The 13214-nt window shown below is 62.3% G+C and carries 14 protein-coding genes; 10 read left to right on the top strand and 4 right to left on the bottom strand.

Going from position 1 to position 13214, the window contains the following annotated elements; all coding sequences use genetic code 11:
- Nucleotides 1-30: 30 nt before the first annotated feature.
- Nucleotides 31-480, bottom strand: a complete 450-nt coding sequence (locus ABIE49_RS09965; protein WP_192737955.1) for a cupin domain-containing protein — start codon at nt 478-480, stop codon at nt 31-33.
- A gap of 207 nt (nt 481-687) precedes the next feature.
- Between ABIE49_RS09965 and ABIE49_RS09960 the strand changes: the two genes are divergently transcribed.
- Nucleotides 688-1716: an ABC transporter substrate-binding protein gene (locus tag ABIE49_RS09960; RefSeq protein WP_192737954.1), complete on the top strand. Its 1029-nt coding sequence runs from the start codon at nt 688-690 to the stop codon at nt 1714-1716.
- Between the two features lie 43 nt (nt 1717-1759).
- Nucleotides 1760-2470, top strand: coding sequence for an NUDIX hydrolase (locus ABIE49_RS09955; protein WP_192737953.1), 711 nt, complete (start codon nt 1760-1762; stop codon nt 2468-2470).
- Between the two features lie 25 nt (nt 2471-2495).
- On the opposite strand, the gene ABIE49_RS09950 is transcribed toward ABIE49_RS09955, so the two are convergent.
- The gene (locus ABIE49_RS09950) at nt 2496-3323 is read right to left on the bottom strand and encodes a FadR/GntR family transcriptional regulator (RefSeq protein ID WP_192737952.1); all 828 of its coding nucleotides are present in this window, start codon (nt 3321-3323) and stop codon (nt 2496-2498) included.
- A 272-nt stretch (nt 3324-3595) separates the two neighbouring features.
- On the opposite strand from ABIE49_RS09950, the gene ABIE49_RS09945 reads away from it, so the two are divergent.
- The 6 genes from ABIE49_RS09945 to ABIE49_RS09920 all read left to right on the top strand — a co-directional run bounded on the left by ABIE49_RS09945 (nt 3596) and on the right by ABIE49_RS09920 (nt 9258).
- On the top strand, nt 3596-4906 hold the full coding sequence (locus tag ABIE49_RS09945) for an ABC transporter substrate-binding protein (RefSeq protein WP_192737951.1): 1311 nt from the start codon (nt 3596-3598) through the stop codon (nt 4904-4906).
- An 18-nt stretch (nt 4907-4924) separates the two neighbouring features.
- Entirely contained in the window at nt 4925-5692 is a 768-nt protein-coding gene (locus ABIE49_RS09940) for an ABC transporter ATP-binding protein (protein ID WP_192737950.1), read from the top strand.
- Nucleotides 5693-5694: 2 nt separating this feature from the next.
- Nucleotides 5695-6399, top strand: a complete 705-nt coding sequence (locus ABIE49_RS09935; RefSeq protein WP_192737949.1) for an ABC transporter ATP-binding protein — start codon at nt 5695-5697, stop codon at nt 6397-6399.
- A 71-nt stretch (nt 6400-6470) separates the two neighbouring features.
- Complete coding sequence (locus ABIE49_RS09930) at nt 6471-7352, top strand: branched-chain amino acid ABC transporter permease (protein WP_192737948.1); 882 nt, start codon at nt 6471-6473, stop codon at nt 7350-7352.
- Nucleotides 7349-8329 carry a branched-chain amino acid ABC transporter permease gene (locus ABIE49_RS09925; protein WP_354066725.1) on the top strand — a complete coding sequence of 327 codons (981 nt, stop codon included), beginning with the start codon at nt 7349-7351 and terminating at the stop codon, nt 8327-8329. The genes ABIE49_RS09930 and ABIE49_RS09925 overlap by 4 nt, the downstream gene beginning before the upstream one ends.
- Entirely contained in the window at nt 8326-9258 is a 933-nt protein-coding gene (locus ABIE49_RS09920) for a polyphosphate kinase 2 family protein (protein WP_192737946.1), read from the top strand. The genes ABIE49_RS09925 and ABIE49_RS09920 overlap by 4 nt, the downstream gene beginning before the upstream one ends.
- Before the next feature lie 27 nt (nt 9259-9285).
- On the opposite strand, the gene ABIE49_RS09915 is transcribed toward ABIE49_RS09920, so the two are convergent.
- Together ABIE49_RS09915 and ABIE49_RS09910 are read right to left on the bottom strand one after the other, a co-directional pair.
- Nucleotides 9286-9543, bottom strand: a complete 258-nt coding sequence (locus ABIE49_RS09915; protein WP_192737945.1) for a hypothetical protein — start codon at nt 9541-9543, stop codon at nt 9286-9288.
- 109 nt (nt 9544-9652) lie between these two features.
- The gene (locus tag ABIE49_RS09910) at nt 9653-10102 is read right to left on the bottom strand and encodes an MgtC/SapB family protein (RefSeq protein ID WP_192737944.1); all 450 of its coding nucleotides are present in this window, start codon (nt 10100-10102) and stop codon (nt 9653-9655) included.
- Between the two features lie 802 nt (nt 10103-10904).
- Here ABIE49_RS09910 and ABIE49_RS09905 point away from each other — a divergent pair.
- Together ABIE49_RS09905 and ABIE49_RS09900 are read left to right on the top strand one after the other, a co-directional pair.
- The gene (locus ABIE49_RS09905; RefSeq protein ID WP_192737943.1) at nt 10905-12467 is read left to right on the top strand and encodes a 2-isopropylmalate synthase; all 1563 of its coding nucleotides are present in this window, start codon (nt 10905-10907) and stop codon (nt 12465-12467) included.
- A 303-nt stretch (nt 12468-12770) separates the two neighbouring features.
- A complete protein-coding gene (locus tag ABIE49_RS09900) occupies nt 12771-12974 on the top strand; it encodes a hypothetical protein (RefSeq protein WP_192737942.1) in 204 nt (67 codons plus the stop codon).
- Nucleotides 12975-13214 lie beyond the last annotated feature (240 nt).

Raw genomic sequence — 13214 nt, 5'->3', positions numbered from 1 at the left:
CGCGCCCCGGGATGACGGCGCTTCGCGCCGTCAGTTCAAGATCTTCGTATCATCCGGGGCCTGCGGCGGGGTCTTGATCGCGATCGCCTTGATGGTGCGGCCGACAGGCTTGGTGCCGCCATGCGGGGTGCCTTTGGGGATGACGACGAGGTCGCCCGGCTTCACCGTTACCTCCTTGTCGCCAAGCCAGATCGTTCCGGTGCCTTCGAGGATGAACTGAATCTCGTTGGCGTTGGCATGCAGATGCTTCGGCGGGCTGCCATCCTGGATCGCGATGGTCACGCCATCCGCGGAGACCAGCATTTTGTTGCGCATGCCGCCGGCGTTGAGAGGAGACAGCTTGTCCCCTTCGAGATCGCCGGTCGAGATGACCTGCGCAGTGATGTTTTCTGCGGCAAGGGCAGGGCGCAGCAGATGCGTGACGCCGCAGCCGGCGGCAAAGGCGGTGGCGATCGACAGGGTGATGGCGATACGATTCATGATAATCCTCCCAGGGAAACTTTTGCGGCGGAATGCTACGCCGCGAAGCCGCACTTCGCCAGCGCGACGAAAAACCACGCATCTGCGATGGAATAAATCGCACCGAGCGGAACAGCGTTGCAATAATGGCCCTCGCATTGTCGGCAAAGTCGCCTTCTCAAGGCCTGTGCACTGCATTATCCTGTCGGCAACCCATCGGAGGAAACCATGAAGAAAATTGTTGGCCGGCTGGCCGGGGCGCTGCTGGCGCTGGTCCTGACATCAGGCTTTGCCGCAGCGCAAAGCAAGGTCACCATCGCGATCGGGGGCGGATCCTGCCTGTGCTATCTGCCGACGGTGCTGGCCAGGCAGCTCGGCGAATACGAAAAAGCCGGCGTTGCCGTCGAGCTGGTCGATCTCAAGGGCGGCTCGGATGCGCTCAAAGCCGTGCTGGGCGGCAGCGCCGACGTGGTTTCTGGCTATTTCGACCATTGCGTCAATCTGGCGGCCAAGAAGCAGGAGCTGGTGTCGTTCGTGGTCTATGACCGCTATCCGGGGCTGGTGCTTGTCGTGTCGCCCTCGCACAACAAGGAAATCAACTCGATCAAGGATCTGGCCGGCAAGAAGGTCGGCGTCAGCGCGCCGGGATCCTCGACCGACTTCTTCCTGAAATATCTGCTCAAGAAAAACGGCCTCGATCCGACCAGCGCCTCGGTGATCGGCGTCGGCCTTGGCGCCACCGCAGTTGCGGCGATGCAGCAGGGCCAGATCGACGCGGCCGTGATGCTGGATCCGTCGGTCACGGTGCTGCAGGGCAGCTATCCCGACCTGAAGATCCTCAGCGACACCCGCACGCAAAAGGATACGCTCGCAGTGTTCGGCGGCGAATATCCGGGCGGCTCCCTCTACACAACGGCAGCCTGGATCAAATCCCACGAGAAGGAAGTGCAGGCTTTGACCACGGCGATCGTCAACACGCTGGCCTGGATTCATTCCCATTCGCCGGAAGAGATCATGGCCAAAATGCCGGAAGAAATCGTCGGCAAGAACAAGGAGCTGTATCTGGCGGCGCTGAAGAACACGATCCCGATGTATTCGTTGAACGGCAAGATGGACCCGAAGGGCGCGGATGCGGTGCTGGCGGTGTTCAGCGAGGGATCGCCCGAGGTGGCAAAAGCCAACATCGACGTCACCAAGACCTACACCAACAAATATGTCGATCAGGTCAAGAAGACGACGGGATCGATCGCCAAGTAAGGCGTGAAATAGTGCGTGACGCAATGTTGGAAGTGATGCGGCGATGAATGGCACGGCAGCTCCGGTCATTCATCGCGTTACCTCGCTCGATCTGCCGGTGGAATCCTGGTCCTGGCCGTTCGCCGCCGTGCGGCGGGCGGAGATCGATGCGCATTTTGCAGAGGCGCAGCGCGACAATCCGCAACTTTGGAACGGGCGCGTGCTGCTCGGACGCCATCCGGTCTTTGCCGACAGTCACCTCACGGCCGGCTATTTCGAGACTGATTTCGCGAGCTTCCTGGCCTGGCGTGACTGGGGCTTTCCGGGCCGGGACGTGTTCAACGGTTTTGGGATGGGCGCGCTGCGCTGCGCCGACGGCGCGTTCGTGCTCGGCGAGATGGGCCAGCACACCTCCAACGCCGGACGAATCTATTTTCCGTCAGGCACGCCCGATCTTGACGACGTCAGGGATGGCGCGCTCGACATATCCGGCAGTGTGGCGCGCGAGCTCGAGGAGGAAACCGGTCTCGTGCCGGGCGAATACCGGAGCGACCCGGATTGGCACTGCGTCTACACCGGCCCGGCGCTGGCAATGATCCGGCTGTTGCACGTCGATATATCGGGCGAAGCATTGCGCAGCCGGATCGAGGCCAACCTCGCCTTGCAGCAATCGCCCGAATTATCGGCCATCCATCTGGTGCGCGGAACGCGCGATCTCACCTCAGCCATGCCGCGCTTCGTGACGGCGTTCATTGAGGCGCAGTTTGCGGCTTAACAAGGACATGGGTCGAGCGCTGACGCTACGACGCCTGGCGCTTTTTCTTTTTGCTGACGCCCGCTTTCTTGACGACGGCTCTCTTCGTTGAAGCGCTTGTGGTTGGGCCGGCCGACCGTCGCTCGGCGGCAGTCGCCGTCTTGCGGCTCGACAGTTTGAATTTGGTGTAGCCAAGCACCCGCTCCATCGCGATCCGCGCCTTCTCGGCGTCGCCGCTCTCGATCGCGCGTGCGGCGGCGGCATGGTTGGGCAGATTGTCCCGGAACCAGCCGGCGCTGCCCACCGCGACAATGAAAACCGTGCTCAGGATGGTGTCGATGGCGCCACGGAAGCCTTGCAGCACCGGGTTGTGCGTGGCGTCGAGGATCGCGAGATGAAACGCCTTGTCCGCGGCGATGGTGCTCGCCTGGTCCTGCGCGGTTTCCATCGCGGCCAAAGCTGCATTGATGCGCCAGCGGTCGTTCTTGGTGGCGCGCTCGGCGGCGAGCGCTGCGGCCGCCGGCTCGATGATCGAGCGGACTTCCTGGATTGCCAGCAGGAGATCGCGGCCCGGCTCGTCCTTGCCGACCAGCCAGCTCAAAACGTCGCGGTCGAGCAGGCTCCATTCACTGCGCGGCAGCACGTGGGTGCCATGCCGGGGGCGGACGCTGACCAGTCCCTTTGCGGCGAGCGTCTTGATGGCCTCCCGCACCACGCCGCGTCCGACGCCGAAGCGGGTTTCGAGATCCGGCTCCGGTGGCAAGGCCGCTCCGACCGGAATGCGATCCTGCGCAATTTCGCGGCCGAGTGTCGTCAACACGTTGCGAATGCGCCCCGGCTTGACACGCTTGTCGGCGCTCTTCGGGTTGGCCACCTCCTTCTCCTCTTGACGTTGCTGAGATTTGGCTGAGATTTGCGATTTGCTAGCATGGGTGATGTATGCTAGCAATCATCCGATGTTTAACATCCGATGATTGCGCCGCTGCGCGCATCGGTTGTGCTGCGACTGATATTTTTCGGATGCCGAGGTGCCGCGACAGTGTAACCTCGGTTATTGCCTTGACATCACACGGCGCTACCCGTGTGATGTCGAAAAAAGAAGACAAAAACAAAAAGGTGCATCGCACCATATACAGGGAGGATTTGATGCCGGGGCACAAGGTTGCGCGCCTGTTTGTCGGGCTGTCCGCCGCAGTGGCGGTGCTGGGGATGGCGGTTGCCGCCGAGGCCCAGGAGAAGAAAATCAAGATCGGCGTGATCTACGACCTGACCGGCCCGCTCGCCGGCGGCGGTTCCGAGCTGCAATACACCGGCGCCAAGATCATGCTCGACCATTTCAGCAAGACCGGCGTCGAAGGCTACAAGATCGAGGCGGTCTACGCCGACGCGCAGAGCAAGCCCGATGTCGCCATCAACGAGGCGATCCGCCTCGTCGAACAGGAAAAGGTCGACATGCTGCTCGGCTTCTTCTCGTCGGCGCAGTGCGTGCCGGTGGCCGCCCGCGTCGAGCAGCTGAAGAAGTTCATGTGGATCACCACCTGCATTTCCTCGGCGGTGCTCGCCGACAAGAACTTCAAATATATCTTCCGTCCGCAGGCCAGCGGCGATCAGTTCGGCCTGATGACGATGGATTTCATCGCCCAGAACGCCAAGGAAAAGTTCGGCAAGGAGCCGAAGGACCTGCGGGTTGCGATTATCCATGAGGACGGCGCCTATGGCGTCGACGTCTCGAAGGGCAACGAGGCGGGCGCCAAGAAGGCCGGCTTCAACGTCGTCCTGAAGGAAGGCTATTCCGCCACCGCGCCGGACCTGTCCGCGCTCGTCACCAAGCTGAAGCGCGGCCGGCCCGACGTGGTCTTCCACACCGGCTACAACCCGGACATCACGCTGCTGCTGCGCCAGGCGCGCGAGCAGGGCCTGAAGTTCGGCGCGCTGGTCGGTCATGGCGCGGGCTATGGCGTGTATGAGAAGCTGAAGGAAGGGCTCGGCGGCGACGTCAATTACGTCTTCAACACCGATCCGATCTCGATCTGGCTCGCCAACCAGAAGTCGATGGATCCGAAGCTGCCGCCGATGATCAAGATGGTGGGCGAAGAATTCGACAAGGCCAAGCCCGGCGTCGCCATCCGTTCCGCCCATGTCGGCATGGCCGCGTCCAACACCTACGTCTTCATGACCGAGGTGCTGCCGCGCGCGATCAAGAAACATGGCGGTGTCGACCCCGAGGCGCTGCGCAAGGCCTCGCTCGAAGTCGACCTGCCGGAAGGCGGCACCATGCTCGGCTTCGGCGTCAAGTTCTACGGCGAAGGCCAGCAGATGGCGGGCCAGAACGAGCGCTCGTTCCCGGTGGTGATCCAGTATGTCGACGACAAGTCGTATGTGGTGTGGCCGAAGAGCCAGGCGCAACGCGAGGCCGTGTTGCCCCTGCCGAAGGGCACCACCTTCAGCAGCCAGTAGGTTAGCGGAGTATCTGGGGTGCTGACGGTGAACGGGTTGGTGAAGCGCTTCGGCGGCTTCACCGCGGTCAACAACGTATCGTTCCGGGTCGAACAGGGCGAGATTCTCGGCCTGATCGGGCCGAACGGTTCCGGCAAGAGCACGATCTTCAACATGCTGTCGGGCACGCTGGTCCCGACCGCAGGTTCGATTCTGTTCGACGGCGCGGAGATCGCAGGCGTCGCGCCGCATCGCATCATCAACCGTGGCATCGGCCGCACCTTCCAGATCCCACGGCCGTTTCATCGGCTCAGCATCTTCGAAAACGTGGCGCTGGCCGGTTACTACGGCCAGGGCAGCCACAGCCGTGCCAAGGCCAACGAGGCCGCCGAAAAGGCGCTTCACATGGTCGGCCTGACCACCGATCGCCATGCCACCGTCGACGGCCTCGGGGCAGCCGGACTGAAGAAGCTCGAACTTGCGAAAGCGCTGGCGACCGGGCCGAAGCTTCTGCTCGCCGACGAAAGCCTCGGCGGCCTCGACGAGAAAGAGATGGATGCTGCGGCGGACATGCTGCGCAAGATCCGCGACGAACTCGGCATCACCATCATCTGGGTCGAGCACATCATGGGCGTGCTGATGCGGGTGGTCGATCGTGTCATGGTGCTCGATCACGGCGAGAAGATTTCCGAAGGCTTGCCGAGTGCGGTGTCGAGCGATCCCCGCGTGATCGAGGTCTATCTCGGCACCGATGCGGATTCGACTCTGGCCGCGGCCGGGGAAGCGCGCCGGCGGGCAGGGGACTAGGCATGCTCGAATTGAAATCGGTCGATGCGGGTTACGGCACTTTCCAGGCGTTGTTCGGCGTCAGCCTCGACGTCAAGGCGGGCGAGGCGGTCGGCGTGATCGGCCCAAACGGCGCCGGCAAGACCACGCTGATGCGGGTGATCTCCGGCCTGATCCGGCCCACCAGAGGCTCGATCTCGATGGAAGGCACCGACGTGCTGGCGACGGCGGCGCATCGCATCGTCAGCCTCGGCATCGCCCATGTGCCGGAAAACCGCCGGCTGTTTCCGCGGCTCACGGTCGACGACAATCTGAAGATGGGCGCCTACATGGAAGGCGCCCGCGCCAAATATGCCGAGCGGCTGGAATTCGTGTTCGACCTGTTTCCGCGCATGAAGGAACGCCGCAGCCAGATGGCGGGCACCATGTCGGGCGGCGAACAGCAGATGTGCGCGATCGGCCGCGCGCTGATGTCGAACCCGAAACTTCTGCTGCTCGATGAGCCGTCGGCAGGTCTGGCGCCGGTCGTGGTGCAGCAGGTGTTCGAACTGGTGAAGCGGATCCGCGCCAGCGGGCTGACGGTGCTGATCGTCGAGCAGAACGTGCAGCAGGTGCTAAAGGTGGTCGACCGCGCCTATCTGCTCGAGGCCGGCACCATCCGCGCCTCCGGCACCTCGGCGGAGATGATGAGCAACGACACGATCAAGCAGGCATATCTCGGGGTTTAGAGCATGATCCGGAAAAGTGGGCACCGGTTTTCCGAAAAGATCATGCTCAGAAGGTAACGGACAGACAAGCGATGCAGGGATTTCTTGATATCTTCGACATCTATCTGCTGGAAGCCGTGGTCAACGGCATCCTGCTCGGCGGGGTGCTGGCGCTATTGGCGCTCGGGCTCAATCTGATCTTCGGCGTCATCGACGTGACCTGGATCTGCTATGCCGAGCTGGTCATGATCGGCATGTACGGCATGTACTATCTGGTCCAGTTCTACGGCCTGCCGTACTGGGCGGCGGCGCCGCTGACCATCCTGCTGGTCGCGCTGCTCGGAGCGGCATTGCACTACATCGTGATCGCGCCGCTGCTCACCGCGCCGCCGATCAACCAGCTGCTCGCCACCGGCGGCGTGCTGTTCATCCTGCAGAGCTTTGCCACCGTCGCCTTCGGCATCGACTTCCGCAATCTCGGCATCCGCCTGCCGGTACTGGCGCTCGGCGAGATGCACTTTAGCTATTCGCGGCTGTTGTCCTTCGCCGCAGCCCTGATCGGCATGGTCAGCGTCTATTTCTTCATGACCCGCACCTATACCGGCACCGCGATCCGCGCCATCTCGCAAGACCGCCAGATCATGTCGCTGATGGGCGTCGACACCAAGCGCATCTACCTCGTCACCTCGGCGCTGGGCGGCGCGCTCGCGGGGCTGGCTGCCTGCCTTCTCGTGCTGCAGTATGACGTGCATCCCTTTGTCGGCCTGTCGTTCGGGCCGATCACCTTCCTGATCTGCGTGCTCGGCGGGCTCGGCAATTTCGTCGGCGGCTTCATCGCGGCGTTCGTGTTCGCCGAGATCATTTCGCTCGGCGGCCTGTTCTCCGACCTCGAATGGGGCTACGTGCTCGCCTTCGCCTTCTTCATCGTCATGATGTTCATCCGGCCCGCCGGCCTTTTCGCGAGGCGCTCGTGAACGCACGAACCATTGCCTGGGCCGTTGGATTAGCGGCGTTGATCGCGCTGCCCTTCGTCTACCGCCAGCCCTATCATCTGCACATCCTGGTGCTGATCCTGATCTGGTCGTTCGCCTACACGTCGTGGTCGATCATGGGCCGCTTCGGCCTGGTGTCGCTCGGCCATGGCGGCTTCATGGGCGTCGGCGCCTATGTCACGGCGCTGCTCTGGAACCATCTCGGTGTATCGCCGTGGATCGGGATTCCCCTCAGCATGGTGTGCGCGGGTTTGCTCGCGGTCATCGTCGCCTATCCCTGCTTCCGCTACCGCATCACCGGGCATTATTTCGTGCTGGTGACGCTGGCGCTGTCCGGCATCGTGCTGCAGGTCATCACCGCGACGCGCGACTACACCGGTGGCTCGCTCGGTTACACGCCGAACCGCACCAAGGGCAGCCAGTTGCTGGCGCTGCAGTTCGACGACAAGACGACGTGGTATCTGATCGCGCTGTTCGTCTGGGTGGTCGGACTTCTGATCTGGCAATGGGTCGACCGCAGCATGAGCCGCTACGCCATGGAGGCGATCTCTGACGACGAGGACGCGGCGGCCGCAGCCGGCGTCAACGTGACCTTCGAAAAACTCAAGATCACCATCATCAGTGCGCTTATGACGGCGCTGGCGGGCGCGTTGTACTGCCAGTACCAGATGTTCATCTCGCCCGACACGGTCAGCGGCATTGCGGTGTCGCTGCAGATGGTGTTCGCCGTCATCGTCGGCGGCGTCTACGTGTCGTTCGGGCCAACGGTCGGCGCCATCATCACGATTCTGCTTGCCGAATTTCTGCGCATCTGGTTCGGGACCAAGGCGGTGGGCTGGGACAATCTGGTCTACGGCGTGCTGCTGGTGCTGTTCATCATATTCCTTCCCAAGGGCATTCTTGGTAGCGTCATGGATCGGTTCAAGACGCAACCCAAGAAGAAGCCCGTAGCCTCATGAGCAATAAATCACAGCAACCGCTTGGCGATACCCTAAAACCCTTTGTCGCCCCGTTTCGCGTTGACGGGACAGGCGAGTTTCACCTGAAATCGCACAAGACCAGCGAGAAGGGTGGTCTCGACAAAGACAAGGGCGAGAAGATCATCGAGGCCAACCGCAAGCGGCTGAGCGAATATCAGGAAAAGCTTTACGCGCAGGACAATTGGTCGATGCTTCTGGTGTTTCAGGGCATGGACGCCGCCGGCAAGGACTCGGCGATCAAGAGCGTGTTCGACGGCATCAACCCGCAGGGCTGCGAGGTCACGTCGTTCAAGCAGCCATCGACCAAGGAACTCGACCACGATTTTCTCTGGCGCAGCATGATCGCGCTGCCCGAGCGCGGCCGGATCGGCATCTTCAACCGCTCCTATTACGAGGAATGCCTTGTCGTGCGCGTGCATACCGAGATTCTCGGCAAGCAGAAGATTCCGAAAAAGCTGGTGACCGGGAATATCTGGCGCGAACGGTTCGAGGATATCTCGGCCATGGAGCGTTACCTCGCGCGCAACGGCACCGTGATCCTGAAATTCTTCCTCAACATCTCCAGGGAAGAGCAGCGCGAGCGCTTTCTCGCCCGGCTGGATGAGCCCGCCAAGAACTGGAAATTCTCGCTGGCCGATATTGCCGAGCGCAAGCTGTGGGCAAAGTACCAGGCCGCCTATCAGGACATGATCCGTCACACGTCGGCGCGCCACGCGCCCTGGCATGTGGTGCCGGCCGACCACAAATGGTTCGCCCGCGTCGTGATCGGCTCGACCATCGTCAGCGCGCTCGACAGGCTGGATTTGCGTTTCCCCGAGGTCGACAAGGCCGACCGCAGCGAGTTCAAGCAGGTGCGTGAGGCGCTGTTGGCGGAGGAGAAGGGTGAGGGAAAGGTTGCGAAGAAGTAGGATGGGTTGAGCTCTGCCGCCCGGCGTTCAGTCCCGACCGCCCTCCAAGCCGTACTCCCGGTAGATCGTCTCCGGGTCGGTTTGTGGGAACAACCGGCACTTCGCCTGGGCCAGATGCAGACCCTCGCTACCGGGAGCGCAGCCGGCAATCAGGAGTTTCCGAAGATCCTCCATATGGGGGCGCGGCTGAATCTTCTCCGGAAGCTGTTCGAGCGCGACCAGGGCCGTGGCGAGTGCCTGGGTCACCACCCACTCGTCATGGCCCGTAACACCCTTCTTTGGCATCAGACGGCCTCCTGTCGGATCGTACCCGGCAGCTTACGTCCATAAACCGGCTTTACGCAAAAGTTGAGGCAGCGGCGAACGCAACAAGGCACCTTTGGCTGTCACCCCGTCAGGTCCGATCGGGCTTGCCGCCTTCGCCTTCATCGCTCTCGTCCTTGACGAGCGTCAGGAGGCGCAACGTCAGGAAGGTAAAGATGGCAACCGTGACGGCGACGTCATAACTGCCGAGGCCGACGGAAACGCCGATCGCGCCGGTCGCCCACAGGCTTGCCGCGGTCGCGGTGCCGTGAACGGAGTTGCCTTGTTTGAGAATGGCGCCGCCGCCGATGAAGCCGATGCCGGTAATCAGCCCTTCGATCACTTTCGCCATGCCGTCGGGGGAGTGCACGAGCAGGTTCTCGCTGGCTTGCACGAAGCCGCAACTGGCCAGCGCGACGAGCGGAAAGGTCCTTAGGCCAGCGCTTCGTGCGCGCTTCTCGCGATCCCAGCCGATCGGCACCGCGAGCGCGAAGGCGGCGGCCAGCGCAACAAAGTGACTACCGATCTGAAACCTGTCCAAACGCGTGCCTCGTCCATGAACCGATCACCGGTCATACAGTCGGCATCCACGCATCACCATGCGGCTTTAAGCGCTGCGGGATGGTGGAACAAATGCGACATCAGCGTAACGCGTATCCGGCGCGCTCAACCCCGGTGCTGCGGTTGCGTGATCGCGGACGTTTGAATGTGCAGCTGCCGGACCGTTGTGAGCGTTGCAAACAGAACCGCAAAGCCAAAGGCAGCCAGCAAGGTCAGCAGGAAAAACCGCGGGCTCATGCGCCGCTCCATTTTTCAGATCGCCACCCTCGCAACAGATGGTTCTCCCTCCATGGCTTTCAACCCGGAACAACGACGGGGAGGGCAAGAGGGGAGGGAAGGCCGGCCGGTCGCCGCTCACGGCCGCGTGTCCGGGGATGCTGACGGCAGGACGCCGTTTACCCTGCGGGGCTTTTGCCCCGTTAGGTCACCCATCCTGACCATCTTTTGGCATTGCGGCCTGCCATATTTCTCGTCTAGAACGGCCTTGGAACGTGGTCCGGGCAACGAACTGTCAATGGTTTTGGCTAAGGATTTCGTCTCCTCAAGGGTTTGGCAATGCTGATTCGCAGCGAAAATGTTGGAGTTCAGGGTGGATCGGCCTCGGCCGTTCGTACTCCCGCGATTCCGGCTGCGTCCATGCCCACCCTCCTTATTGGCGGGCTTCTGCTTCTTATCGGCCCCTGAGGGCCGTCTGGGCGGTTGCGCCTGGGCACTCAGGGGTTGCGTGAGATCAAAACCCTTCAGCGCCCAAACAACGGCGCACCACCCAAAGGAAGTTGCAGATGACCACAGCCAATAAGTCCGAGAAGGACCGCGTAATCGTATTCGACACCACCTTGCGCGACGGCGAGCAGTGCCCCGGCGCCACCATGACGTTCGAGGAAAAAATCGAGATCGCCGAGATGCTCGACGACATGGGCGTCGACGTCATCGAGGCCGGTTTCCCGATCACCTCCGAAGGCGATTTCCAGGCCGTCAGCGAGATCGCCCGCCGCTCCAAGAACTCGGTCATCGCAGGTCTGTCGCGCGCCAATCCGAAAGACATCGACCGCTGCGCCGAAGCGGTGAAGTTCGCCCGGCGCGGCCGCGTCCATACCGTGATCGCGACCTCGCCGCTGCACATGCGCGTCAAGCTGAACATGACGCCCGAGCAGGTGATGGAGCTCTCGATCGCCAACGTCACCCGCGCCCGCAACCAGATCGACGACGTCGAATGGTCGGCCGAGGATGCCACCCGCAGCGAGATGGATTATCTCTGCCGCATCGTCGAGGCCGTGATCAAGGCCGGCGCCACCACGGTCAACATTCCGGACACCGTCGGCTACACCACGCCCGAGGAATACACCCGCTTCATGCGCACGCTGATCGAGCGAGTGCCGAATTCCGACAAGGCGGTCTTCTCCGTGCACTGCCATAACGACCTCGGCATGGCGGTGGCGAATTCGCTGGCCGGTATCGCCGGCGGCGCGCGCCAGATCGAATGCACCGTCAACGGCATCGGCGAGCGGGCCGGCAACGCCGCGCTGGAAGAAGTCGTGATGGCGATGAACGTCCGCAACGACGTGTTTCCGTGGTGGAACAAGATCGACACCACAATGCTGACGCGGGCCTCGAAACTGGTGTCGGCGGCAACCTCGTTCCCGGTGCAGTACAACAAGGCGATCGTCGGCCGTAACGCGTTTGCCCATGAAAGCGGCATCCATCAGGACGGCGTGCTGAAGGACGCCTCGACCTACGAGATCATGCGCCCCGAGATGATCGGCCTGAAGAAGTCGTCGCTGGTGCTGGGCAAGCATTCCGGACGTCATGCCTTCGTGCACAAGCTGGAGGAGATGGGCTACAAGCTCGGCGCCAACCAGCTGGAAGACGCCTTCGTGCGGATGAAGGCGCTGGCCGACCGCAAGAAGGACATCTACGACGAGGACATCGAGGCGCTGGTCGACCAGGAAATCGCCAACTCGCATGACCGCATCAAGCTGACGTCGCTGACGGTCATCGCGGGCACCCATGGGCCGCAGCGCGCCACCATGAAGCTCGACATCGGCGGCCAGATCAAGATCGAGGAAGCCGAAGGCAACGGCCCGGTCGACGCGGTGTTCAACTGCATCAAGGCGCTGGTGCCGCACGAGGCCAAGCTCGAGCTGTACCAGGTCCACGCAGTCACCGAAGGCACCGACGCGCAGGCCGAGGTTTCCGTTCGGCTCGCCCATGAAGGCCGCTCGATGACCTCGAAGGGGTCTGATCCGGATACGCTGGTGGCTTCGGCCAAAGCCTATCTCGGCGCGCTCAACAAGATCGTCATGAAGCGCGAGCGCGACATGCCGTCGTCGGCAGTGGCGAGCTGATTATCCCGTCATTCCGGGATGGTCCGAAGGACCAGACCCGGAATCTCGAGATTCCGGGTTCGTCCTTCGGACGCCCCGGAATGACGGCGAATGAAATGAGAGAAAACGAAACGCGGCGCCTTTGGTGCCGCGTTTTTGTTTGATCCGTTCGATTGGCTGGATGCGACCACCTTTGCGCGCTCACACCGTGATTCCGGTCACAGCACAAACATCCGGTTTTGGTCAGCCTCGATGCCGACCCTCGACGATCTCGGTCCCTTGGATGGGCGTTGAGGGATGTACGGCCTATCGAAGGAGACAATGATGGCCAACACGCAAGCAACTCTGAATGCCGACGGCCTTGCGCCGTTGTCGGATGCCAAGCTCGACCAGGTCAGCGGCGGCTGGTTTCCCTTCATCGCCTTGGGCGTTGCATTGGGGATCGGCTACTGCATCGTGGATGGAACGCTCGACCCGAAGCCAGGCCCGAAGGGAGACTTCCCGATCGGCCCGAAGAACGTGGGTTGATTGTTCGTCAGGTTGCCGCGAAGCGACGCCGTGCCCAACAGGGTGCGGCGTCGTGCGTTTGGGCGTCACGAAAAACGCGACTGGTTGAAGCCTGCTCTACTTCCGGCTGGCGCTCGGCAGTTGGACCGGGACGTGCGGCGAGGTGCTGATCACCCTTGTGCTGCCATCCGAATAGGTAGGGCTCCGCTCGGCCTCGCTCCGGAGGGTTTCCAACAGTAGAAAGAATTTTTCTGAAAGCAT

The organism is Bradyrhizobium sp. OAE829 (assembly GCF_040546575.1).
Classification (GTDB): Bacteria; Pseudomonadota; Alphaproteobacteria; order Rhizobiales; family Xanthobacteraceae; genus Bradyrhizobium.
Note: the sequence above shows the minus strand (reverse complement) of the source record. Positions and strands in the feature narration are given on the sequence as shown.

What these genes read in the sequence shown, in the direction of transcription:
- ABIE49_RS09915 (WP_192737945.1), bottom strand. Translation starts at nt 9,543, where the DNA reads ATGCCAAAGAAGGGTGTTACGGGCCATGACGAGTGGGTGGTGACCCAG.
- ABIE49_RS09965 (WP_192737955.1), bottom strand. Translation starts at nt 480, where the DNA reads ATGAATCGTATCGCCATCACCCTGTCGATCGCCACCGCCTTTGCCGCC.
- ABIE49_RS09955 (WP_192737953.1), top strand. Translation starts at nt 1,760, where the DNA reads ATGAATGGCACGGCAGCTCCGGTCATTCATCGCGTTACCTCGCTCGAT.
- ABIE49_RS09960 (WP_192737954.1), top strand. Translation starts at nt 688, where the DNA reads ATGAAGAAAATTGTTGGCCGGCTGGCCGGGGCGCTGCTGGCGCTGGTC.
- ABIE49_RS09905 (WP_192737943.1), top strand. Translation starts at nt 10,905, where the DNA reads ATGACCACAGCCAATAAGTCCGAGAAGGACCGCGTAATCGTATTCGAC.
- ABIE49_RS09935 (WP_192737949.1), top strand. Translation starts at nt 5,695, where the DNA reads ATGCTCGAATTGAAATCGGTCGATGCGGGTTACGGCACTTTCCAGGCG.
- ABIE49_RS09945 (WP_192737951.1), top strand. Translation starts at nt 3,596, where the DNA reads ATGCCGGGGCACAAGGTTGCGCGCCTGTTTGTCGGGCTGTCCGCCGCA.
- ABIE49_RS09930 (WP_192737948.1), top strand. Translation starts at nt 6,471, where the DNA reads ATGCAGGGATTTCTTGATATCTTCGACATCTATCTGCTGGAAGCCGTG.
- ABIE49_RS09920 (WP_192737946.1), top strand. Translation starts at nt 8,326, where the DNA reads ATGAGCAATAAATCACAGCAACCGCTTGGCGATACCCTAAAACCCTTT.
- ABIE49_RS09900 (WP_192737942.1), top strand. Translation starts at nt 12,771, where the DNA reads ATGGCCAACACGCAAGCAACTCTGAATGCCGACGGCCTTGCGCCGTTG.